General features: G+C 40.7%; 27 protein-coding genes. 8 read left to right on the top strand and 19 right to left on the bottom strand.

Translation table 11 applies throughout. The annotated features are described in order from the left end of the window. Nucleotides 1-3: 3 nt before the first annotated feature. From ABC361_RS02180 to iolA, 9 genes are read right to left on the bottom strand one after another with little or no spacing between them, the layout of a single operon-like run. On the bottom strand, nucleotides 4-969 hold the full coding sequence (locus tag ABC361_RS02180) for a sugar phosphate isomerase/epimerase family protein (protein WP_413072455.1): 966 nt from the start codon (nucleotides 967-969) through the stop codon (nucleotides 4-6). Further along, the gene (fba, locus tag ABC361_RS02175; RefSeq protein WP_413072454.1) at nucleotides 966-1,862 is read right to left on the bottom strand and encodes a class II fructose-1,6-bisphosphate aldolase; all 897 of its coding nucleotides are present in this window, start codon (nucleotides 1,860-1,862) and stop codon (nucleotides 966-968) included. Before fba ends, ABC361_RS02180 begins: the two co-directional genes overlap by 4 nt. Next, nucleotides 1,862-2,707, bottom strand: a complete 846-nt coding sequence (locus ABC361_RS02170; RefSeq protein ID WP_413072453.1) for a sugar phosphate isomerase/epimerase family protein — start codon at nucleotides 2,705-2,707, stop codon at nucleotides 1,862-1,864. Before ABC361_RS02170 ends, fba begins: the two co-directional genes overlap by 1 nt. Next, complete coding sequence (iolG, locus tag ABC361_RS02165; RefSeq protein ID WP_413072452.1) at nucleotides 2,704-3,741, bottom strand: bifunctional inositol 2-dehydrogenase/D-chiro-inositol 1-dehydrogenase; 1,038 nt, start codon at nucleotides 3,739-3,741, stop codon at nucleotides 2,704-2,706. The genes ABC361_RS02170 and iolG overlap by 4 nt, the downstream gene beginning before the upstream one ends. Continuing rightward, nucleotides 3,738-4,649 carry a myo-inosose-2 dehydratase gene (gene iolE / locus ABC361_RS02160; RefSeq protein ID WP_413072451.1) on the bottom strand — a complete coding sequence of 304 codons (912 nt, stop codon included), beginning with the start codon at nucleotides 4,647-4,649 and terminating at the stop codon, nucleotides 3,738-3,740. The genes iolG and iolE overlap by 4 nt, the downstream gene beginning before the upstream one ends. A gap of 11 nt (nucleotides 4,650-4,660) precedes the next feature. Next, on the bottom strand, nucleotides 4,661-6,574 hold the full coding sequence (gene iolD / locus ABC361_RS02155) for a 3D-(3,5/4)-trihydroxycyclohexane-1,2-dione acylhydrolase (decyclizing) (RefSeq protein ID WP_413072450.1): 1,914 nt from the start codon (nucleotides 6,572-6,574) through the stop codon (nucleotides 4,661-4,663). A gap of 18 nt (nucleotides 6,575-6,592) precedes the next feature. Continuing rightward, complete coding sequence (iolC, locus tag ABC361_RS02150) at nucleotides 6,593-7,579, bottom strand: 5-dehydro-2-deoxygluconokinase (RefSeq protein ID WP_413072449.1); 987 nt, start codon at nucleotides 7,577-7,579, stop codon at nucleotides 6,593-6,595. A 1-nt stretch (nucleotide 7,580) separates the two neighbouring features. Further along, the gene (gene iolB / locus ABC361_RS02145) at nucleotides 7,581-8,405 is read right to left on the bottom strand and encodes a 5-deoxy-glucuronate isomerase (RefSeq protein ID WP_413072448.1); all 825 of its coding nucleotides are present in this window, start codon (nucleotides 8,403-8,405) and stop codon (nucleotides 7,581-7,583) included. A 9-nt stretch (nucleotides 8,406-8,414) separates the two neighbouring features. Next, complete coding sequence (iolA, locus tag ABC361_RS02140; RefSeq protein WP_413075702.1) at nucleotides 8,415-9,881, bottom strand: methylmalonate-semialdehyde dehydrogenase; 1,467 nt, start codon at nucleotides 9,879-9,881, stop codon at nucleotides 8,415-8,417. Between the two features lie 239 nt (nucleotides 9,882-10,120). On the opposite strand from iolA, the gene ABC361_RS02135 reads away from it, so the two are divergent. After that, complete coding sequence (locus tag ABC361_RS02135) at nucleotides 10,121-10,873, top strand: DeoR/GlpR family DNA-binding transcription regulator (protein WP_413072447.1); 753 nt, start codon at nucleotides 10,121-10,123, stop codon at nucleotides 10,871-10,873. 60 nt (nucleotides 10,874-10,933) lie between these two features. Here the strand turns inward: ABC361_RS02135 and ABC361_RS02130 are convergent, their stop codons facing one another. Then, complete coding sequence (locus tag ABC361_RS02130; RefSeq protein WP_413072446.1) at nucleotides 10,934-11,581, bottom strand: hypothetical protein; 648 nt, start codon at nucleotides 11,579-11,581, stop codon at nucleotides 10,934-10,936. A gap of 160 nt (nucleotides 11,582-11,741) precedes the next feature. Between ABC361_RS02130 and ABC361_RS02125 the strand changes: the two genes are divergently transcribed. Then, on the top strand, nucleotides 11,742-12,176 hold the full coding sequence (locus tag ABC361_RS02125) for an NUDIX hydrolase (protein ID WP_413072445.1): 435 nt from the start codon (nucleotides 11,742-11,744) through the stop codon (nucleotides 12,174-12,176). Nucleotides 12,177-12,246: 70 nt separating this feature from the next. Here ABC361_RS02125 and ABC361_RS02120 read toward each other — a convergent pair whose 3' ends face one another. From ABC361_RS02120 to ABC361_RS02100, 5 genes are all read right to left on the bottom strand, one after another. Further along, nucleotides 12,247-12,783 (bottom strand): hypothetical protein, encoded by a 537-nt coding sequence (locus ABC361_RS02120; RefSeq protein ID WP_413072444.1) that lies wholly within the window; start codon nucleotides 12,781-12,783, stop codon nucleotides 12,247-12,249. A gap of 92 nt (nucleotides 12,784-12,875) precedes the next feature. Beyond that, nucleotides 12,876-13,232: a hypothetical protein gene (locus ABC361_RS02115; protein WP_413072443.1), complete on the bottom strand. Its 357-nt coding sequence runs from the start codon at nucleotides 13,230-13,232 to the stop codon at nucleotides 12,876-12,878. Nucleotides 13,233-13,308: 76 nt separating this feature from the next. After that, nucleotides 13,309-13,908, bottom strand: coding sequence for a DedA family protein (locus ABC361_RS02110; protein ID WP_413072442.1), 600 nt, complete (start codon nucleotides 13,906-13,908; stop codon nucleotides 13,309-13,311). Between the two features lie 230 nt (nucleotides 13,909-14,138). Then, nucleotides 14,139-14,516 carry an STAS/SEC14 domain-containing protein gene (locus ABC361_RS02105; RefSeq protein WP_413072441.1) on the bottom strand — a complete coding sequence of 126 codons (378 nt, stop codon included), beginning with the start codon at nucleotides 14,514-14,516 and terminating at the stop codon, nucleotides 14,139-14,141. 124 nt (nucleotides 14,517-14,640) lie between these two features. After that, nucleotides 14,641-14,853, bottom strand: a complete 213-nt coding sequence (locus tag ABC361_RS02100; RefSeq protein ID WP_413072440.1) for a hypothetical protein — start codon at nucleotides 14,851-14,853, stop codon at nucleotides 14,641-14,643. 142 nt (nucleotides 14,854-14,995) lie between these two features. On the opposite strand from ABC361_RS02100, the gene ABC361_RS02095 reads away from it, so the two are divergent. The 3 genes from ABC361_RS02095 (at nucleotide 14,996) to ABC361_RS02085 (ending at nucleotide 16,294) form a co-directional block, all read left to right on the top strand. Continuing rightward, the gene (locus ABC361_RS02095; protein ID WP_413072439.1) at nucleotides 14,996-15,568 is read left to right on the top strand and encodes a TetR/AcrR family transcriptional regulator; all 573 of its coding nucleotides are present in this window, start codon (nucleotides 14,996-14,998) and stop codon (nucleotides 15,566-15,568) included. A gap of 70 nt (nucleotides 15,569-15,638) precedes the next feature. Further along, a complete protein-coding gene (locus ABC361_RS02090; RefSeq protein ID WP_413072438.1) occupies nucleotides 15,639-15,980 on the top strand; it encodes a DMT family transporter in 342 nt (113 codons plus the stop codon). Next, nucleotides 15,980-16,294 carry a DMT family transporter gene (locus ABC361_RS02085; RefSeq protein WP_413072437.1) on the top strand — a complete coding sequence of 105 codons (315 nt, stop codon included), beginning with the start codon at nucleotides 15,980-15,982 and terminating at the stop codon, nucleotides 16,292-16,294. Before ABC361_RS02090 ends, ABC361_RS02085 begins: the two co-directional genes overlap by 1 nt. Nucleotides 16,295-16,342: 48 nt before the next feature. Here ABC361_RS02085 and ABC361_RS02080 read toward each other — a convergent pair whose 3' ends face one another. Next, nucleotides 16,343-17,080, bottom strand: a complete 738-nt coding sequence (locus ABC361_RS02080; protein WP_413072436.1) for a class I SAM-dependent methyltransferase — start codon at nucleotides 17,078-17,080, stop codon at nucleotides 16,343-16,345. Nucleotides 17,081-17,267: 187 nt separating this feature from the next. Between ABC361_RS02080 and ABC361_RS02075 the strand changes: the two genes are divergently transcribed. After that, a complete protein-coding gene (locus ABC361_RS02075; RefSeq protein ID WP_413072435.1) occupies nucleotides 17,268-18,245 on the top strand; it encodes an acrylyl-CoA reductase family protein in 978 nt (325 codons plus the stop codon). A gap of 22 nt (nucleotides 18,246-18,267) precedes the next feature. Here the strand turns inward: ABC361_RS02075 and ABC361_RS02070 are convergent, their stop codons facing one another. From ABC361_RS02070 to ABC361_RS02060, 3 genes are read right to left on the bottom strand one after another with little or no spacing between them, the layout of a single operon-like run. Next, the gene (locus tag ABC361_RS02070; protein ID WP_413072434.1) at nucleotides 18,268-18,786 is read right to left on the bottom strand and encodes a hypothetical protein; all 519 of its coding nucleotides are present in this window, start codon (nucleotides 18,784-18,786) and stop codon (nucleotides 18,268-18,270) included. Then, the gene (locus ABC361_RS02065) at nucleotides 18,783-18,998 is read right to left on the bottom strand and encodes a helix-turn-helix domain-containing protein (RefSeq protein ID WP_413072433.1); all 216 of its coding nucleotides are present in this window, start codon (nucleotides 18,996-18,998) and stop codon (nucleotides 18,783-18,785) included. Before ABC361_RS02065 ends, ABC361_RS02070 begins: the two co-directional genes overlap by 4 nt. A 10-nt stretch (nucleotides 18,999-19,008) precedes the next feature. Beyond that, nucleotides 19,009-19,485, bottom strand: coding sequence for a DUF2975 domain-containing protein (locus tag ABC361_RS02060; protein ID WP_176554385.1), 477 nt, complete (start codon nucleotides 19,483-19,485; stop codon nucleotides 19,009-19,011). Nucleotides 19,486-19,637: 152 nt separating this feature from the next. On the opposite strand from ABC361_RS02060, the gene ABC361_RS02055 reads away from it, so the two are divergent. Together ABC361_RS02055 and ABC361_RS02050 are read left to right on the top strand one after the other, a co-directional pair. Further along, nucleotides 19,638-20,984 carry an RDD family protein gene (locus tag ABC361_RS02055; RefSeq protein ID WP_413072432.1) on the top strand — a complete coding sequence of 449 codons (1,347 nt, stop codon included), beginning with the start codon at nucleotides 19,638-19,640 and terminating at the stop codon, nucleotides 20,982-20,984. Beyond that, nucleotides 20,981-21,232, top strand: coding sequence for a hypothetical protein (locus ABC361_RS02050; RefSeq protein ID WP_413072431.1), 252 nt, complete (start codon nucleotides 20,981-20,983; stop codon nucleotides 21,230-21,232). The genes ABC361_RS02055 and ABC361_RS02050 overlap by 4 nt, the downstream gene beginning before the upstream one ends. The last annotated feature ends 92 nt before the right edge of the window (nucleotides 21,233-21,324 follow it).

Here is a 21,324-nt window from a genome sequence, read left to right as displayed (position 1 = left end):
GCTTTATTTTGCTTCAACTTCTGATCTATTGTTAAACGTCCTTGGTAGTGTCTGTTTTAATAAATCAATCGACTTTACCACTCCTGTAAGAGGGTCCATCGTTAAGTCTTCCATTTCTAGTACAACGGGACCACTATATTGAATCATAGATAGAACAGAGAAAAATTCACTCCAGTATGCTGCATCATGGCCATAGCCTAAAGCGACATAATTCCACGCTCTTAATGAGGGAGTGTCAATCGCATTTACGTCAATTAGACCATTTACATCGCTTAATCCTCGTTCAATCCTGACATCTTTTGCATGGACATGATGAATAACACCTTCAAGCTGACGCAAAGCCGTAATTGGATCGCCCCCCATCCAAAAAAGATGACTAGGGTCAAAATTCATCCCGACATTGGGTCCTGTTTCCCTTCTTAATCGCCACATCGTATCAGGGTTATGAACAAGGTTATTGCCTAAATTTTCAATAGCAAGCTTTACACCCTTCCTTCTTGCATCTTTTTCAAGTTCATACCAATATGGCAAAGCCACATCTTCCCACTGATAGCGCAAAGATTCAGTATGCTCCGGTAAAATTGGATGCGTAATCCAATTTGCCGTTTTATCTTCCGGGCTACCTCCTGGACAGCCAGACATTAAAACGACTGTTTCAATTTCCAAGGCATCTGCTAACGCCATCGTTTTTCGTACGATCTGATCGTGTTCTATGCCAGATGGACCTGGAGCTAACTGATTACCGGAACAATTCAATGCAGCAATGGAGAGGTTTCGCTCCCTTAGCATCCGCAAAAATTGATGCCTTTTACTTGAATCTTCCAACATCGTATCTAAAGATAAATGAGGAGCTTTTGACCAATTGCCACATCCAAGCTCCAACGTCTCAACACCCAGATTTGCGACCGTATCTAACATGTCTTCTAAAGGCATGTAGCCAAGTACATCTGTTACAAGTCCTACTTTCATCTCGCCCTCCAATTATCTTGTTCAACGAATACACGAGCACGTGACTTGCTCGTTGATCCGAATTCCTCAATCTTCGCTTTTACGGCCTCTTTAACTGCTAATAGCCCTTCTTGCATTAATAGTCGTGGTTCATAGTTTTGGTAATCTTGTTGAAACACGTTTCTGCTAGCTTCTGTCCAAGCAATCATACATTCGGTATTAATATTTATCTTTGCATGCCCCAATCGGATTGCTCGTTGGAGCTGGTTATTTGGTATACCAGACGCTCCGTGTAAAACAAGCGGAATTCCCGTTATTTTCACAATCTGTTCCATCTCTTTAAAACCAAGTTTCGGTTCCCCTTGATACCTTCCGTGAACAGAACCCAGTGCGGCAGCTAACGCATCAAGTCCCGTTTCCTCTACCAACCTTTTACATTCAGCAACATCTGCATACGTAACGCCACCAACAAGCCCGTCTTCCATTCCGCCGACTGTGCCAACTTCACCTTCTACCGAAACACCCTTTTGATGAGCGTATTGAACAACTTTTTTCGTCATATCAACATTCTCTTGAATCGGTTGATGAGAACCATCAATCATGACAGAACTAAACCCTGCATCGATTGCCTCAATACACCGTTCTACACTACTACCGTGGTCTAGATGTAGAACAACTGGCACTGTGATTTCTTCATACTCCATTAAAGAGGCGACCATCCCTGATATCGTTTTGAATCCACCCAAATAGTCCACTAATCGATCCGATGCAGCTAGAATGACAGGCGCCTGCTTCTCTTGAGCCCCATGTAAGATCGCTTTTGTCCATTGCAAGCCATTAATATTAAATTGCCCAATTGCGTATTGATTCTTCTTAGCTTCCAATAGCAGATCTGTCATTGGAATTATGGCCATTACACAGAACCCTCTAACATTTGCTGCATGACACGTTTTGTAGATTCTTTGGCTTGTTTAATGGTTTCTTCAGGGTCCATCTTATAATACTCTGGTCTAAACAATTCAACAGAAACTGGTTTTTCAATCGCTCCAATTTCTCGTAATAGTTGAAACTGTTTCTTTAAGTTGATACACCCCTCTCCAGGCCAAACGCGATGGTGATCTCTTAATGCCCCAATCGGGTAGTCTTCTGTGTCATCAATATGAATAATAAATATTTTCTCTCCGTCTGCTTTTTGAAGGTCTTCATAACTCGAACCCATGGCATGAAAATGAAAACAATCAAACACGAGCCCAACATTCTCACAATCTACTTTAGTTACAATGTTATATGCATCGCCAAAAGTGTTAATGGTACAGTCAGGATGACCGACAAATTCTAAGGCAATCTTGATTTCATATGGCGCCGCCATTTTTGCAAGCTGCCTTAGAACTGCCACACTGCTTTTTTCTATTTCCATCTTTGTAATTGGTTCTGTCGTGACCAGTGGAACGGCTACAATATAGGGAATCTTTAACGCATCTGCTTGTTTTAACATGTTACTAAATTGAGCAAGCATAGCCCCATGTGCAGATGGCGTTAAATTGTTAAAGAAAACGAGCGCATTTAAGGCAAGCGGTTTCAAATGACTGTTCTCAAAAAAGGAAGCTAATGAGTCAAAGCCATGCTCGTGGATATACTCGGGTAATTTATCTTCAGTACGAATTTCAATGAAATCATATCCATGCTTTTCGCAGTATATTAGATCTTTTTCAAGCGTAGAATTTTCTAACGTTGTGGCTTGGTTAAAACAGAGTTTCATCTAGAGACCTCCGTTACCTTGTAATTATAAAAGCTAGGTTTTTCTTTTAATTCAATGGATTCTTTTTCTCCGGACGCTTGAGCTCTCACACCTGCATCAGACATTATTGCTGCCACATAACCGTCCCAAGCGGATGGACCAGTCATCTCTTGCCCTTTTTTACAGTTATCAATGAATTCTTGTATTTCCTCATTGTACGCATCAACAAAACGACCTTTCCAATCTTGCATCACTTCCATACCTGATCTACCAGCACTTCTTAAATGAATAGACGGCACCTCAGGTAGACTAGCCACTCCATCTTCACCAATGACTTCACACTGAATATCGTATCCATACTTACAGTTAACAAACACTTCTACTTGTATGAGCACACCTTTTTTCGTCTCGATTAAGAAGAGTTGAGGGTCACGCAGATGTGAAAAAGCATGCTTCGTCTTTTTCGGAAACTTCACTTGAACACTTTCATATTCATCATCAAGTAACCAATGTAAGACATCAATTTCATGAACAAGGGTATCAACAACCGCCATATCTGTTGTATAACTTTCTGGTGTTTCTGGATTTCGATGAACACAGCGAACCATTAACGGCTCACCAATAACGTGGTTTTCAATGGCATGTTTTAGCTGAACATAACCAGTATCGTATCTTCGCATAAAGCCAACTTGCACAAGTCTTGAGCCATGCGCTACCTCTGCTTCAACAATTCTTAAACATCCATCAGCGGTTGTCGCTAATGGCTTTTCACAGAATACTGGTTTTCCAGCTTCAATTGCCTTCAAAACGCTTGCTTCATGAGCGGGGCCCCAGCTTGTCACAAGAACTGCATCAACATGCGCTGCAGCGATTAAGTCTGAATCATCGTTATAAACCCTAGCTCCTTCCGTATAAGTTGCAGCAATTCGACTAGCTAATTCTTGATTCACATCGGTTACAGCCACAATTTCTGCACCAGAAAGCTTGCGTTCAATTCTCTCGATATGAGACTGCCCGATTGCCCCTGTTCCAATTACACCAATACGTACTGTCATAGCGTCATTCTCTCCCTTTTTAATAACGTGTGATCAATATAATGCCTTGCTTTTAATGCATATTCTAGTGGGTGGGCGATTAAGGGATCTTGCTCCGCCTCTACAATAACCCACCCTTTATACGATGCTTGTTGTAGTATTTCAAATACGTCAACAAAATTAATACAACCATCTCCTGGAACCGTAAACATTCCTTTTAAAAACGATCTTCTAAACGGTAACGAACCTTGCTTACATTGCTTTAAGACAGGTTGACGTACATCTTTAAAGTGAACATGTCGAATTCGATCTATGTGCTTGGTTAAAACAGACATCGGCGTCCCATCAGCTACAAACGTATGCCCTGTATCGTATAAAAAGTGGACATATTGTGCATCTGTGTTTGCCAAGAGTCGTTCGACATCCTCCTCATCCTGGACACCTGTACCTAAGTGAGAATGATAGACCAAGTCCAAATTATAGGTTTCAGCAATTTGACCAAGTTTGTTTAAACCAGTACATAGCTCATTCCACTCGGAATCAGTAAACAGAGGCTTATTTTCTTTATCAAACAGATTCAATTCTTGATTTTGAATGCTATATGTTTGTTCAGAAACGACAACGACATCCGCTTGAACTTCCTGAAGAAACGCACAATGATGGCGAAATGCAGTTTCTGTTAGTATCAAACCATCACGAATGAGGTAGCTAGAAAACCATTGCCCGGCAATTTTTAAGTTTCGCAGTTTCATTTCTTTATTTAAAACGTCTGCACCAGGAAAAAAACCACCTACTTCCGTTCCTTCAAACCTTGATACAACAATGTCACCTAACAAATGGCCTAAGGTACAATCTGCCCCTATTTCTGGCATATCATCATTACGCCAACCGATTGGAGCTATGCCCCATTGAATATTTTTATTCGTCAAAAGAACCACCCCTAATAACGTTTCGCTGTATTCAACTTTGCTTGACGATCTTCATGCGCTTGCTGTACCGATTTTGAAGTAGATGCTTCAGCAACGCCTACATTCCACCAGCTTTTGTAACCGTCTGTCATTGTTTTCGGGAGGACTTTTATCTCAATTAATGTTGATTCTTTCTGCTTTTTCGCATCTTCTAAAGCAGCTTTTAATTCTTCTACTGTATTTGCTCGATAGGTTTTTGCTCCATATCCCTCTGCAACTTTTGCATAATCGATATTCATTACTTCATTTTCCGCTGTACGGAATTCACAGAAATAACTCCCGCTTCCATGATCCATTTGCAAATTGTTAATGCAGCCATAACCAGCATTATCAAATAGGAGAATGTTAATCTTTTTGTTGTATTGAATGGCTGTAATGAGTTCAGAGTGGAGCATGAGAAAACTTCCGTCCCCTACAATCGAGTACACTTCTTTTGTAGGTTCAGCTAACTTCAGTCCTAACGTTCCGGAAATCTCATATCCCATACAGGAGTACCCATATTCCAAGTGGTATGTATTCGGTTGATTGGAATGCCATAACCGTTGCAGATCCCCTGGTAATGAACCAGCTGAACAAATAATAATACTATCGTCATCAATTGAATCATTAATTGTTAAGAGTGCCGTTGTTTGTGGAAGCTCGGTGTTCAAAGCGTCGGCATATTCGTTCAAAACAGCTTGAGAGAAATGATTTTTTATTTCCGGATCAAACCCATTGCGTTTAAATTCTACGTTTTGCAAACGAGAACGTTCTTCAAGCCATTCACTTTTCCATTCTTCAATGGCTGATCCATACTCACTCTGATAATCATGCAATCCATTAATTAGTTCAAGCAACGTTTCTTTTGCGTCCGCTACAACTGTAAAGGCATCTAATTTATACGCTTGCATTCGATTTACATTGATATTAAGAAAAGAAGCGTTTTCAAAATCAAATGCTGTTTTAGAAGAGGTCGCAAAATCTGTATAACGTGTCCCTATTCCAATAATTAGATCTGCTTCCAAAGCTGCATTATTGGCGCTGAGTGTACCAGTAATGCCAAGCCCTCCAAGGTTGTTTTTATAGTCAGCAGCAATGGTTGACTTGCCAGCTTGAGTTTCAACGAGAGGGATTTGACATTGTTCCGACAAAGCTCGTAACTCTTCAGCGGCTTCAGAATACTTCGCTCCACCCCCGACGACTATCAGAGGTTTTTTACTTTCTTTAATTTTGCGAATCGCTCCTTCTGATTCTCTTTTGGAAGGCTTTAGCCGATCCACATAATGAACTCTCATTTCAAAAAAAGAGGTCGGAAACTCATACGCCTCTCCTTCCACGTCTTGGGCGATACAAACCGTTGCAGGACCAGCTTTTGCTGGATCTGTCATGACTTCAAACGCTCGCAGTAAGCTACTCATTAGTTGCTCCGGTCGAACCACACGATCCCAGTAGCGAGAAACCGGTTTTAATGCATCATTTGTCGTAATCGCTGCACTGTGCTCTTGCTCAAACTGTTGTAAGACCGGATCAGGCTGACGCGTCGCAAACGTATCAGCTGGAAGGAGAAGTACTGGAATGTTATTCGCTAAAGCCGTTCCTGCTGCGGCGACTAAGTTTGCTGCCCCCGGTCCAACTGATGTTGTGACAGCATAGATTTTCTTTCGGAGCATTTGCTTTGAATACGCAATCGCAGCGTGCGCCATTCCTTGTTCATTTTTTCCTTGAATGACTTTAAGATGTCCAGCGTCTTGTTCAAGCGCTTGACCGATGCCAAGTACGTTGCCGTGACCGAAGATGTTAAACATCCCTTCTACAAAATGCTCTTCTTTTCCATCAACTGAGATATACTGGTTGTTTAAAAATTTCACAAGTGCTTGCCCTGTTGTTAAACGAATGGTTTCTGCCATGTTGTCTAGACCTCCTTCTCACACACGCTGCTCGTGCTTTGCCAAGAGCGCTTCAATTTCTTCCACTGTCGGCATTGCTTCAGAAGAGCTATGCTTGCTTACAACAATCGCTGCTGATGCTCCGCCAAATTGCAGCGCCTCACGAACAGATTTTTCATTGAGCAACGCATACAAGAATGCCGAGGCATAAGAATCTCCTGCACCAAATGTTTTTAATACCTTTGACGGATACGCTTTTGCGCGGGTTATCGCACCATTCTTTTCAAACGCAACCGAACCATCTACCCCATGCTTAATGACAACAAGTTCAGCTCGATAAGCAAGAAGGGATTCTGCTGTTTGCTCATCATGATTGCCTTCATGATTTTCAAGAATGTTGTACTCATCGCGCGTTCCGATGACGATGTTTGCTTGTTCAGCTGCCCATTTATAGTAAACCGACGTTTCCTCCGCTGATTGCCACGTGTATGGGCGATGATCCAATTCAAAAACGATCGGAACACCTTGTCTTTTTGCATAATCAACAGCTTGAAACACCGCCTCACGAGAAGGGCTTTGTGCTAATGCCGTTCCTGAGATAAGAAGCATTTTTGCTTGTGCAATATACCCTTCTGATATTTCTTCGGGTCGCAGGTATAAGTCCGCCACATCGGTACGATACATTAAAATGCTGCACTCTTCAGGGCTTTTGATTTCCGTAAACGTTAACCCTGACTTGCGGCCTTCTGTATCCGTTACCATTTGAGACGTGTCAACGCCGACTCGATCCATATACGATTGGATAAACCGACCGTGCTGGTCATCAGACAGTTTTCCAATAAACCCTGTTTTTAGGCCAAGTTTTGATGAACCGATCGCGATATTTGCAGGGGAACCACCTACGTATTTTGAAAACGTCATCGTTTCTTCCATCGGTCGATTGTACTCCGTTGCATTTAAATCAATACAGGCTCGCCCGACCGCAATTACGTCAAATCGTTTATCTGTTGCAAAAGTAAATCCCATATTATGAATCCTCACGATCTAAGATCCATTCATGCGCTGGATCATTATAGAATTTCCATGTCCGTTTAGGACCTGCCATAACATTTAAATAGTAGGACGTATAGCCGTCTGGAACGCCAACTGGATGATAGCCTGCTGGTACAAGCACAACGTCTCCATGCTCAACGGTCATCGTTTCATCAAGGCTACGATCATCGGTATAAACCCGTTGAAAGACAAACCCTTGAGGCGGATCTTGTTCATGATAGTACGTTTCTTCTAAAAATGATTCATGCGGTAAATTGTCTTGGTCATGTTTATGGGGCGGATAGCTTGAGAAGTTGCCGCTCTCTGTATACACTTCAACAACTAAGAGTGAGTCCGCCACATCCAATGAATCAGGCAAAATATTGTGCACAGATCGTTGATTCATCTTTATGCCTCGATGTTCCGGCTGAATGTCTTTACCAGAAAGCAGACGATTTTGTCGCTTTGTCAGTCCAGGTGCATAACAGAGCGCAATTCGTGCATCCGTTTCTGCTTGGACGCGGTACGTTTCTTCTTTAGTGATGTATACACTATCCGTTGGTACTTTTTCAAACACACTCTTTCGTGTGCCAAGAGATTCAAACGTTTGCTCACCTGCTACCACCGTTGCTTTTCCTGTTAAAATAACTGCACAACACTCTTGATTGGTTAGCGTCTCTTCAAAAACAGCTCCTTCTTCTAAGTCAATAACAGCAAAGCCTACATACTCTAGAGGTGTGTTTCCCTCTTTTACATCATGAACGATGCGTACCCCTTTTGATAACGCTCTTTGCTCTGATTTTCGTAATAAATTGGCCATACGTACCTCCTAATCTTCAAAAACAGGATCTACAAGACGAGCTGTTACGACTTTTTTACGTGTATAGAAATCAACACTGTCTTTTCCATTCGCGTGGAGTGTTCCAAAAAAGGACGACTTCCAGCCAGAGAATGGGAAAAATGCCATCGGAGCTGGAACACCAAGGTTTACACCTAACATACCTGCATCAATGTTTTCACGGAAATAGCGAATCGCTTGCGCATCCTTTGTAAAAATACACGCACCGTTCGCAAATTCTGATTGATTGGCCGTCGCAATTGCTTCTTTAAGGTGCTTCACACGGACAACCGACAGAACAGGAGCAAAAATCTCCTCTTTCCAAATTTTCATATCCGTCGTAACGTGGTCAAAAATGGTTGGACCAACAAAGTAGCCTTCGTCACTTACTCGTTCTCTCCCATCTGTAAGGAGTGTCGCACCTTCTTCAACCCCAGATTCGATATAGGAGAGGGTTCGTTTTTTATTCTCTTCACGAATGACCGGGCCAAGAAAAACGCCATCATCCATGCCATTTCCAATTTGCAAGTTGTCTGTTTTTTCCTTTAAGCGAGCAATAAATTCATCCGCAACGGCTTCTTCAACGGTCACCACTGCACATGCCATACAACGTTCACCAGCAGAACCAAAAGCCGCTCCAATGATATCATTTACTGCTGTATCGAGGTCCGCATCTCTTAAAACCACCGTGTGATTATTTGCACCCGTTAATGCTTGCACACGCTTTAAATTTTCGCTCCCACGCTTGTATACATACTCTCCAACAGGCTTGGAACCAACAAACGAAATTGCTTTAATCTCCGGATGATCAAGAATCCCGTTCACCACATCATGAGCACCATAAACGATATTGAACACACCATCAGGGAGTCCTGCTTCTTTTAGCAAGTCTGCAAATTTTTCGACAAGTAAAGGTGTACGCTCTGACGGTTTAAGAATAAATGTATTTCCAAGTGCGATTGCCATTGGAAACATCCAGCAAGGAACCATCATCGGAAAGTTGAACGGTGTGATCCCACCAACAACGCCAATTGGATAACGATAGTTGGTCGCCTCTACATTTGTTGCAATGGCAGGTAAAGAATCCCCCATCATCAGTGAAGGTGCACTAGCGGCAAATTCAACGTTCTCGATGCCACGCTGTACCTCGCCACGTGCTTCTGTTAGATTCTTTCCGTTCTCCATTGTAATAAGTTGAGCTAGTTCTTCTTTATGCTGTTGCAATAGTTGTTGGAAGGCAAATAGCACCCGTGCACGACGCGGCACAGCGACATTTGACCACTTCTTAAAAGCGTCCGCCGCTATCTCAGTTGCATAATGGAGTTCTTCTTTTGTTGAGAGCGGAACCCGACAAAGCACTTCCTTCGTGGCCGGATTAACTACTTCCTCATACTCTGCGGTCTTACTATCGATCCACTCCCCATTTATGTAGTTTTTTAATGTACGAACTTTACTCACTGTTTCTGCCACCACAATCCCTCCATCTATAAAAAATTAGTCGTAATCGCTTTCATCAAATGCAGCAATTACGATATTTTTGGTTACTTCTTGGTTATATATTAATAATCTTTTGAACATGTGTCAATGATTTAGAGAGATATTTTTCTATGTATTCGCTTTCAAATATATGTATTGATTATGTTTTGGGTATAATGGTATAGTATGAGTTAAGAATTTGCGATGTAGGGAGTAAAACGATGAAGGTAGTAAGAATTCAAGAAATGGAGAATTATATTTTGGCAAACGGTACCGTTTCCATAGACGATCTATGCGAACGTTTTGGTGTATCGAAAAACACCGTCCGTCGTGATATTAATCGTTTATCAGAAAAAGGTGTCATTGAAAAAGTGTACGGTGGTGTGACTGCAACGGAAAAGCAGTTAATCCCGTTTGAAAATCGTCACCACGTCTATAATGATGAAAAAGTTCGGATTGCTTTACATGCAGCATCTTTTATTGAAGATCAAGACTTTGTCTATATCGATTCAGGCACGACAACGAAATGGATGTTTGATGATTTCCCTGAAGACAAATCGATTACAATCTTAACCAATAATTTGGACGTGATTAATGCTGTATCTGAAAAAGAGAATATTGAACTGTTTGTATTAGGGAATCACTATCAAGTAAAGACCCGCTCCTTTGTTAGCATTAGTGGGTTATCCTTACTCAACAAATACAATGTGGACAAAGCCTTTATGGCTTGTACCGGGGCTAGTATAACAAAAGGGTTAACGAACGCAGATCTTCACGAATACGAAGTGAAAAAAAGCATTGTTCAAAAAGAAAATGAACTCTTCTTACTGGCAGATGCTTCAAAGTTCGGTCAATCAACAATGCTCACGTATGCCCCATTATCTCGAGCAGATCACATTATCACGTCTGCTCCTTTAGATGAAGCGTATGAAGAGTACTGCAAAACAGAGAACATCACATTACACATTGTTTAATCAAGCGTTTAATTAATGACGAAAGCGGCGAATTTGAAAGTTCGCCGCTTTTTTGTTTATTTAATTTAGATAACTTGATTCAAATACCATCTCCCATTCATCGTCCATGGAGAGGATGACTTCAAAGGTTTCCCATTCATTCGTTAGAAGCCAAGTCCCTTCAGCGATCAAATCAACGGTTTCATTTGATGACGGAATAGATGCACCACTAATTCGTTCTTGCCATTCAAGATTAGGGATCGATCCTGCGATATAGGAGTTCGGCTCTGAAACAGCTGTAAAACTTGGCATATCTGCTAAAGCAACATCCTCATCCGTTTCATAGGCAAAACTAATATGCTTATTTAGATTATCATAATCAACTCCTGGCTCAAAGTGACCAGAAGGCTCATAGTCGAATGTATATGATTGTGTAGCAGTGCCAGATTCGGCTACTCCCGAAGGTGGTGCATAGTCTTCGTCATGCCAATTTTCTTCTTGATTCATCGCTTCCATCAAATGTGCTTGATCCTCCAAAACATCTAAAAACTCCTCAAACGTTAAATCGGTATCCACAGAAGTTTCTACTTCTTCTACTGTGTATTGCACGCCATATTCCTCTTCAAGTTGTGCTAAATGAGTCTCTATCTCATCCACTGACCCACTGCTGCATCCTGAAATCATTATTGTCGCCATTAAGCCACTAGACATCCAAATAACTTTTCTCAAAACAACCTCCTCATAAAAGATGTTAATTTTCAGTTACCCATTTTTTACATAAATAAACATATGTAGAACAAAAAGTATTTTTTAACTTTTACAATAACCTCTTTTTATTTTAACTGCTTTATAGTATGCTTTTCCTTGCTTATAAATGGGAGGGATTATAGTGAAACGAGTTGATGTAGTCTATTCGTTGCTTCTAGATGAAACAAAGAAACAAGTACTCATGGTCTATAATGTTAGTGGAAGATGGTCTCTACCAGGCGGTGCCGTTGAGCAAGGCGAACATTTAAAAGAAGCAGCTGCCCGAGAAGCAAAAGAAGAAACGGGCTTATCCGTTACAGTCGATGACCTCGTCGCAGTGAACGAAGCCTTTTTCACTGAAAAAGGCCATCACGCTGTATTCTTCACGTTTGCTGCACAAATTGTAAAGGGTACCCCCGCTATTCAAGATGAAGAGGAAATCTCCAAAGTTGAGTGGGTTGATTTTGCTACAGCAAACGAACGCATGCCGTATTATAAAGACGGGATCGACAAGTTGCTTCAATCTGCTGCTCCCTATACGTTGCAAAAAGAACACGAAGCAGTAAAAAAGCGCTAAAACAAAACGTTTCAGCGTTTTTCCATCGTCAATCGCGCGGAATGAATTTACTTATAAGGTAGCGATATCGCTAGCCAACGTTCGACGCACACCAATAAGTATGAACAAGCACAGCTACTAAAATTTGATCAATCATGCTTTCATCTAGCATAGTTATGACAATTTTCCTATTGAAAAACATCCCGCTCGTAAACGTTTCTCCTAACCATCCACCATTAAAGTAAATGTCTGCTTTAGAACGATTGTGAAAACGTATATCTACGTTTTTCTCAACATCCTGATTTGTTAGTCGTACTTCAAGTCGGTGATGAGATGGAATGACAGTCCTCGGCATAAACACCTCACCGATACATTCTCCATTCTTTTCAATTGCCCAATGTTGACCGTTGCGAAAACTTTCTTTCATCTGCCTAATCGTATAGTGGCCTCTTGCGTCTTCTATTGTGAGATACACATTACTCGTTGCTACACGAGGTCTTGAAGTGGCGGCGTCTTGCGTTTGAGGAAACCAGCGATACTTTTTGGCGATAACATTACCTGCCTTTTTTACCTCTCTTGAACCCGTCGAAGCATAAAACAAAGGACGTGGATACTCCATTACAATCATTTTTCCCTCCTATTACACATATACGTACCCTCACGCTACATCGCTTACACACAAAAAAGCTCCCTATACGGAAGCTTTTTATCATTGTATTGCTATGCGTTCATACCAATCTTTTTCCACTGTGGTAATGTGGAGCACATGAGATTTACTACGCCGCCAGTACTGGCAATGGCTTCTCGCATACTAATAATAGAAAGCAGCTCTTCTTTTCGACTTTTACGCTCTGCTTCGGTTTCATCGTGGGGGAAAGCTCCAATATAATAGTGGCTTATACCTTCATACAATGAAACGTGCTTCGCTTCTTCCATTTCGCTTTCTAGATGCAATAGCCATCCCCCTTTTCTTTTTACAGGTTGGACAAAATATAGATCAAATGACTCGAAATTCCCTTGCAATCGATTGATCGGGTTTTCTTTTCTATCATCAAATCTACCAACATCAATTAACATCCAGCCTCGCCTCCGATTCTGCTTTTCTTTTTAGTATTTACGGAGTTTCTTATTTTCATACACAAAAACCAGCACATTACCCCATGTGCTGGTTTGCCTTCTTATGTTTCATAAGTAAATAGATACTAAAGATGATCACTAAACCGATGCCAAACGGAAGCAAATACTGACTTACCACTCCTTTTACTTCTGTCCAATTTTCACCGAGTTGAACACCAAAATAAACATAGAAAAACGTAATAGGAGCCATTGCGAGAAACGTATAGAGTGAGAAAATCCATGGATTCATTTTCGCCATCCCACAAGGCACAGAAATTAAGGTTCGAACGCCTGGCAAGAAACGTGCGGTAAACGCAACAAATGCGCCGTGTGATTCAAAAAAACGGTCTGCCTTTTCTAAATTATCTTTGCTCATAAAGATGTATTTTCCGTACTTTAAAAGTAATGGTCTACCACCAAATCGTCCGACACAGTAAAGCGTTAGCGGCCCGACAACACCTCCTACAGAACCTGCCGCAACTACACCCCAAAACAACATGTCCCCTTCTGAAACCCAGAAACCAGCAAGCGGCAACACTACCTCTGCCGGAATAAACTCTATAGAAAGTGCCATAAATATGCCCAAATAAGATAAGTCTTTAAACCAATTCATCATATCTAGCAACAACTGTTCCATCTTATCCCTACCCACTCCAAATTATGCCTTAGCCATTCTCGACAATCCTCTTCTTCTATTAAGCAATAAAATTCTGTCTAAATCTATATTTTCAGTAATCTTCCACGAGTTTTCCGGTTTATTAGCTAAGCTTTATACAACTATATGCAATTTTGCGTTGATCATGATGAGAAATACACGATTGGGTACACAAAAAAACAGTCTTGCTTGTATGCGAGACTGTTCATTCATTATCCAATATTCTTTTGTTTTAAAAAGTCGAGTGCCTCATCCTTCTCAGTAAAATGTGTTTCCGTATCATGGCTGGCTTCTTTAGCTGTACGTTTTAATTGAAGTCTTGCTACGTTACTTTTGACGACAACTGCTGCTTGATCCATTCCTTTTCTCATCAACCACTCTTGATGAGCAACGATTTCTTTTTGTGTCTCCGGCTTAAACACAACCACATCTCTCATATTTACGATTAAATGAAACCTTGTAAATTCATGCTTCTTTAACAATTCATCAATTTCCTCATTTGCTTGATGAATGGCTTCTGGGGTTAGATGTGACTCCCACTTAACACCGATAATAGCGTGTTCTTTATCTTCCAACGTTACCTCATACATCTGCTTTCCTCCTTCAACGTGTTAGATCTTTATACCACTCCCTGAAATTATCAAACCTCGCAACTACGTCTCCTCTAAACAAAAAAACTTGCTAAGTCAATGCGACTTAACAAGTTTGCTTGCATCAATCGTCCTCTTTTTCAATTTCAACATGTGTCACATTCGATGAACGAACGAGAATTTCATGATCATCTGTTGTTCCAAATGAAACAAAGCAATTATTTGCAAGTGCTTCATCAATGGAACGAGATACTTTTTTCCCACTTTCTTCAACCCTTGTTTCCTGTACAATTGGGGTTTCACGCCCAGTAACAAATACTTTTATTTTATGTGACAATTCATTTCCCTCCAAATCATTCTTATTTGTTTATTTCCCGATCTTTTTAGCATTAACACATGAATTTTTAAGGAGAATTGACTTTTTTCTTCCAAGCAGCTAAAATATGAATGACAGTCAGTCATTTAAGGATGTGTGTGAATTGGAGAAGCGAGAGAGAATTATTACTGCTGCTATTGAAGCATTTAGTGAAAAAGGTGTGGAAAAAACAACCATATCAGATATTGTTAAGCGTGCAAATATTGCTCAAGGGACGTTTTACTTGTACTTCCCGTCAAAACTTTCTGTTATGCCCGATATTGCATCTGTATTTGTAGAGCATCTCATGGTCGAATTAAATAAGCATGTGACGGCATCATCGTTTAAACAGCAATTAAACCAACTAGTTGATACCGTTTTTCGAACAACCGATGAGCATAAAAAACTCGCTGTATTAATCTATTCCGGGTTAACCCAGTCGGAACATTTACAACAATGGGAGACCATCTATGCCCCTTTATATGATTGGCTTTCAGAGCGACTCGAAACGGCAAAGCAAGCTGGATCTGTTCGCCACACACTACAAGCTGATTATACGGCTCGAATTATGATTGGTTCCATTGAATCCACTGCCGAACAGCTTTATTTATATAACCAAGAGGAGCATGCACGGGCAAAGGAACACAAACAAGAGTTGATTCACTTTCTGTCTCATGCTCTTGCAGCAAGTGAGTAAGATCACTTGCTTTTCTTTAGGCACCAAAATGACTGAATGTCATTCATTAAACGTATAGGAGAAGATACAAATGAATAAAGGGTGGATTTTTGTCGTCCTAACATGTTTATTTGAACTGTTTTGGGTATTCGGGTTTAATGTCGCTTCTACTTGGTGGCATTGGGTGATCGTTATCATCATTATTATTATTGATTTTTACTTTTTGGCTAAGGCGTGTGAAACGCTACCTACTGGAACGGTGTATGCGATTTTCGCTGCAGCGGGTACAGTCGGAACAGCATTAATGGATATTTATATATTCGAAGGAACCTTTAGTTTGGCGAAAGGATTTTTCATGGGAATGCTTGTTTTCGGCGTTATCTTATTAAAGCTTTCCGATGACGGGGCGAAACAAGAGGAGGTGGCTTCATAATGGGTTGGTTTTTCGTATTTCTTGCGGCTGGTTTTGAAATTGCTGGTGTTGTTGGGCTCAAGTCCTTTAGTCAAAGCAAGTCTGTAAAAAACGCGTTACTCTTCTTTGGTGGTTTTGGTCTTGCATTCGTGTTCTTATATTTGTCTTTTCTATACTTGCAAGTAAGTGTTGCTTACGCTGTCTGGATTGGTATTGGTACTGCGGCGGCCGTTTTAATTAATATGATCTTTTTCGGCGAATCCAAAAGCACGGTTCGAATCATCAGCTTAATCATTATCGTTGCAGGCGTAACAGGTCTTAAAGCTGTATCATAAAAATTCAAGGAAGAGTCGCTACTTGTACTCTTCCTTGAATTCACTTATCTAGTTTGCTAAACGCGCTTTAATGATGAGGAACATTGGTCTTCGAAGCTCATCCTTATAGGCAGGATTCTGTTCCATTAGTTTCGGATCTGGTTTTGGTTCTTCTACTCTTTCAATCACGAAGCCAGCAAACAATAATTCATTTAAATAAGTTGAAAGGGTGCGGTGGTACTTTACGACATTCTCTGTTAAAAATGTGGTTGAACGTATACTCTCCTCTTGATAATGATCCAACGGCCAATGTTGTATTTGCCCATTCGCATCATAAAACCAGTCTTGTTCTGCTCTCGCTGTAAATACCGGATGTTCCACAGAAAAGAGTAATTCGCCACCAGAAACAAGAAGATTTTTCACGTTCGAAATAAACCCCTTATAATCTTCCACGTAATGAAGGGCGAGCGAACTAAAGATAAAATCAAAGGCGTCTGGTTTGAACGAAATATCTTCAATCGCTCCTTGCACATACTCGATCTCTTTCGCAGACGTCATCTGTCGTGCTTGTTGAATCATGTTCGCTGAAAGGTCAATTCCAATAACATGCTCTGCCCCTTGTTCATTAAAATAGCGAGAATGCCAGCCGAACCCGCACCCTAAATCTAATAAATGCTTGCCTTTGAGATTAGGCACTAATTCTTTTAACGTATGCCATTCTCCAGCACCTTCAAGCCCTTCTAAAGAACGGGGCATCTGACTATAGGCTTCATAAAAAGATTGATCATCGTATTTGTTTTGTCTCATGGTACACCTCCAAAAAAATGATGATTGTATATGTTAGGGGGCTTTCGTTCTTCATTGAACAATATTTATGTTTGCCCTCCATTGTTTACAGAAATCTTAACGAAAAAGCATGACGTAAGCAAGTTCATTGACTTCCTAACCCAGTGCCTTCTACCATAGGATTACAATGAATCAGGAGGAGATCACTATGACATTTAATGCGTTTGTCCTACGCAAAGAAGATATGCTTGAAGGCCATGTTGAGCAGTGGGATTTAGAAGAATTGATTGAAGGTGACGTTCTGATTGACGTTGCGTATTCAAGTGTAAATTACAAAGACGCAATGGTTGTGAAACAAGGCAATCTTGCGGAAAACTCTCCACTCATTCCTGGAATTGATTTAGCAGGTACGGTTGTTGAGTCAAAAGATAGCCGCTTTACAGAGGGACAAGAAGTCATTGCAACGAGTTATAAAATCGGAACCGGTCATCATGGTGGATATGCAGAATATGCCCGAATCCCTGCCAACTGGATTGTTCCGCTTCCAGAAGGGCTAACTCTCCGAGAGGCTATGATTCTAGGAACAGCTGGCTTAACAGCAGCTTTATCGATTAATAAACTTGAACAAAATGGCCTGCACCCAGACCACGGAAAAGTTGTTGTTCCAGGTGCGACTGGTGGCGTCGGAAGTCTATCCGTAGAAATGTTAGCCAAGCTCGGCTACCATGTTGTTGCTGGTACAAACAAAATTGAAGCACATGACTGGCTAAAACAGCTTGGTGCGTCAGAAATTGTTAGCAGAGAAGAACTAGAAGAAGAGGAAAAAGCCCCTATCCGACAAGGAGAATGGGCTGCAGCAATTGATGCTGTTGGCGGAAAAACGACGTCTTACCTTCTAACGACACTCAAACGAGGTGGATCAATTGCTTCAAGCGGACTTACAGGCGGTATTGAAGTGGAAACGACGGTCATGCCTTTTATCGGTCGTGGTATTAATTGGCTTGGCATCGACTCAGTCACTTGCTCCATGGAAGAACGTACCAACGCTTGGGAACGATTAGCTAGTGATTTAAAACCTTCTTTCTCTGAAGAAGCGGTTCACGAGGTTACACTTGAGGAACTCGACGATGTGCTCACCCATGTTGTTGAAGGAAATGTAACAGGTCGAACAATTGTAAGACTATAACCAATCACAAAAAGAGAGCGACTCAGTCGCTCTCTTTTTTACTTCGATAGCTTAATACATAGAGGCTGGTTATCCACGCTACCAAACTAACAACAATGATTAACATGAGGGCAATCTCCCAATGGAACAATGCTTCTCCCATCCTCTCTGTCGGGCGAAAAAAGAAGACGAGCGCAACAATGAGAATGACTAAATAAATACTACTTCCGATAAACGCCATCAGAATTGGCCGCTCTCCTTTATAGCCTCTGTTTAACAGTCCCCATACTATTACACTACCGATCACCCCAAATGCCATCGGGAATAGTGGACTCATGACAAAATCAATCCATACAGGTATGTATAAGAAAACGACCGTAATGGATACAAGACCTATATTGACGAGGCATGCAAATAATCCTGCCTTTAGCGTATGCTGAAACCAGGTCTGCTTTTCTAACAAATGGACATAACGATGCCCCTCTAACACTTTTAAAAATGGCTTGGTAAAAAGAAGAAAAACGAGCACCCCTACTAAACCGAAAAGTAAGATGATGCTCATTCAATGTCCCCCTTTTCATATTCCAAAATATCGCCAGGTTGACAATCGAGCACTTCACAAATGGCTTCTAATGTCGAGAATCGAACAGCTTTCGCCTTTCCATTTTTTAAGATTGATAGATTGGCCATCGTCACACCAACACGTTCAGACAGTTCAGTCATACTCATTTTCCGCTTCGCAAGCATCACATCTAATCGAATAATAATCGCCACGCTTTACACCTCAAATCGTCAAATCGTTTTCTGATTTTAGACGTACAGCTGAACGCAACAATTCTTGTAAAACCGATGCAAAGAACACAATGACAACGGTTATAAGCATGATGGTGAGCACAATCAGAACAAAACCAATATGTATCGCATCTAGCGCAAACAAGCTCATTAAGCCAACACCGTAAAGAATAATGATCGCCACAGCACAAAATTTAATATTGCCTAACGTTTTAATGGCCCAATCCGAAAATACATAATCATTTTCAATCAAACTTAACAATTGAAACGCCTGTTGCAAGGCAAACAAAAACGGCACAAGCGTCATATATACACCTGCTAGAACCGGAATTCGAAGGTAAGCAAAACTCGGGTTATCAAGAGCAATATAGCGCGAAAGTGGTGGCAAAACCCAAATACAACAAATTATCACGAGCACACCTATGCTAATCGTGACACCTTTTAAAAATAAGACTCTCCCTCGTTGCATAACACACCTCAGTACTTTTTTATCATTGTATAACATGAATTTATCGTTTATCAATAAAAAACAAGAGAACCATCTAACATTTTCCCCGATTCTGCTCTAATCTGCAACCAAATTTATTTGAAATCGTATATGGTAAATGAAGGAGGGATAGTATGGAAACCAATCATACAGATACACAAGTGGCTTCTTTAAGACATCCATTCATGCGATTTATACAATTTTTATCCGGTGGGTTCTCTATGGTTGCTAGTTTGTTTTTCCTTTTTCTTGCCATCTATTCAATTTATCAATACATAGCTACACTAGGGCTAAACAATGAACGTAATTTCTTTTACATTTTTGTCGTACCTTCCATCCTCTCCATCCTTTTCCTTCTGTCTATCGTAGGTTTATTCTGGCTTTCTATTAAATTTCTAGTTGATGCATGTCATAGAATTTCTTTTACTGTTGATGACGATTCCTTCACCGTTCGTGAATCACACGGCCGAAAACAGATCATTCAGCACTATCAATGGTCTGAGATTGATTCCATTATTCTTGAACAAGTCTTTTATCGCAAACTAGCGAATAAAGGACGAGCCATTCGAATCAGGGACTTAAGAATCCATATACGTTCTAAAGAATCTTTTCAATCTAGCATTCTTGGATTTATTCATTTAGATGATGTTCTGAAAACATGTGTTGAAAAAGGGATTCCAGTTCGGCTTCTTACATTTGATTGTTTACAGTTACCGCTTCGCTATCAGTATTCAGATTTTAATGAGCTATTTTTAGAAAAAGCTGAGTCATTAGATGACAGCCATTTAGACAAACTTGAAAAACCTAAAAAATTTAGATACCAAGGCACATATGTCAATGTCACTCACTATCAAAGGGAAGCATTGCTGAAAGGTGATGTCGTCCTCATACAACCCAATGAGAAAAACGAATGGTTTCGGCAGCCAGCTGAACCTTATACACAAATAAAAGATCAGAACATCCTTGAAGACAGCAATGGCTACCGCAAGCCCTACTCTCATGAATTAAAATCTGCGGGATTTTGGATACGCGCGCTTACTCTCCTAATCGATGTAGGGTTTGCTCTTCTTTTAGGATTAGTTGGCTCTCTATTGCTTCAACAACATACCTTCTGGAATCACGTCATCCTTAGGTTTGATCCAATTACAGACTGGGAAATCACGTATTTCTTTTTCTATATTCTTATTGTCCTTATCCTTATGACAACAAAAATATCAGGTTCACCTGGGAAATGGGTATGCAGATTAAAAGTCATTCGTCACAACCATTTACCTATCGGTTTTGTCCGCTCTTGCTTCCGTACATTTCTTGCCTTTTGGTCTATTTTCTTCTTTGGAATCGGATGCCTAACCGCAGCATTCCCTAAAAAGAAAGCTCTGCACGATTGGATTGCTTTTACACGTGTTGTTTATGCAAAAAGCTTAGAACCTCGGGTACGTACACATGAGGAATCATTGAGATCAGAAAGGAGGTTATCATGAAGTTACTAACTGGGGTAATAAGCCTTGTCTCTGCTTTTGCCTTTATTACCTACTTGTATGGGTTAAAACAAATTTACTCTGCTATGTATTCACCTCTACTGTTCACGTTTCCAGTCATCTTATTAGCGATTGCTGGTTACCTCCTCTATCATTCCTATATAGAAGAGTTTATAAATCGAATTTTCTCATCATTCTGCGTATCGTTTGCTTCTTTTCGGACAATACTTATAAGAAACCCGCTGTCCTAGGCGAAAATGTTGATTTGACATTCCACGCTCCGCTCTTTATACTAGGAATAATTCTAATAATTGATTCGATGACGAGACCGAGTAAGATTGAA

The sequence above is a fragment of the Shouchella phoenicis genome, from assembly GCF_047238345.1.
Lineage (GTDB): Bacteria > Bacillota > Bacilli > Bacillales > Bacillaceae_D > Shouchella.
This window is presented reverse-complemented; position numbering and strand designations above follow the sequence as displayed.

Coding starts and splice junctions, on each gene's coding strand:
- ABC361_RS02180 (WP_413072455.1), bottom strand. CDS start 969: ATGAAAGTAGGACTTGTAACAGATGTACTTGGCTACATGCCTTTAGAA.
- fba (WP_413072454.1), bottom strand. CDS start 1,862: ATGGCCATAATTCCAATGACAGATCTGCTATTGGAAGCTAAGAAGAAT.
- ABC361_RS02170 (WP_413072453.1), bottom strand. CDS start 2,707: ATGAAACTCTGTTTTAACCAAGCCACAACGTTAGAAAATTCTACGCTT.
- iolG (WP_413072452.1), bottom strand. CDS start 3,741: ATGACAGTACGTATTGGTGTAATTGGAACAGGGGCAATCGGGCAGTCT.
- iolD (WP_413072450.1), bottom strand. CDS start 6,574: ATGGCAGAAACCATTCGTTTAACAACAGGGCAAGCACTTGTGAAATTT.
- iolC (WP_413072449.1), bottom strand. CDS start 7,579: ATGGGATTTACTTTTGCAACAGATAAACGATTTGACGTAATTGCGGTC.
- iolB (WP_413072448.1), bottom strand. CDS start 8,405: ATGGCCAATTTATTACGAAAATCAGAGCAAAGAGCGTTATCAAAAGGG.
- ABC361_RS02135 (WP_413072447.1), top strand. CDS start 10,121: ATGAAGGTAGTAAGAATTCAAGAAATGGAGAATTATATTTTGGCAAAC.
- ABC361_RS02120 (WP_413072444.1), bottom strand. CDS start 12,783: ATGATTGTAATGGAGTATCCACGTCCTTTGTTTTATGCTTCGACGGGT.
- ABC361_RS02115 (WP_413072443.1), bottom strand. CDS start 13,232: ATGTTAATTGATGTTGGTAGATTTGATGATAGAAAAGAAAACCCGATC.
- ABC361_RS02110 (WP_413072442.1), bottom strand. CDS start 13,908: ATGGAACAGTTGTTGCTAGATATGATGAATTGGTTTAAAGACTTATCT.
- ABC361_RS02105 (WP_413072441.1), bottom strand. CDS start 14,516: ATGTATGAGGTAACGTTGGAAGATAAAGAACACGCTATTATCGGTGTT.
- ABC361_RS02090 (WP_413072438.1), top strand. CDS start 15,639: ATGAATAAAGGGTGGATTTTTGTCGTCCTAACATGTTTATTTGAACTG.
- ABC361_RS02085 (WP_413072437.1), top strand. CDS start 15,980: ATGGGTTGGTTTTTCGTATTTCTTGCGGCTGGTTTTGAAATTGCTGGT.
- ABC361_RS02080 (WP_413072436.1), bottom strand. CDS start 17,080: ATGAGACAAAACAAATACGATGATCAATCTTTTTATGAAGCCTATAGT.
- ABC361_RS02075 (WP_413072435.1), top strand. CDS start 17,268: ATGACATTTAATGCGTTTGTCCTACGCAAAGAAGATATGCTTGAAGGC.
- ABC361_RS02070 (WP_413072434.1), bottom strand. CDS start 18,786: ATGAGCATCATCTTACTTTTCGGTTTAGTAGGGGTGCTCGTTTTTCTT.
- ABC361_RS02060 (WP_176554385.1), bottom strand. CDS start 19,485: ATGCAACGAGGGAGAGTCTTATTTTTAAAAGGTGTCACGATTAGCATA.
- ABC361_RS02055 (WP_413072432.1), top strand. CDS start 19,638: ATGGAAACCAATCATACAGATACACAAGTGGCTTCTTTAAGACATCCA.
- ABC361_RS02050 (WP_413072431.1), top strand. CDS start 20,981: ATGAAGTTACTAACTGGGGTAATAAGCCTTGTCTCTGCTTTTGCCTTT.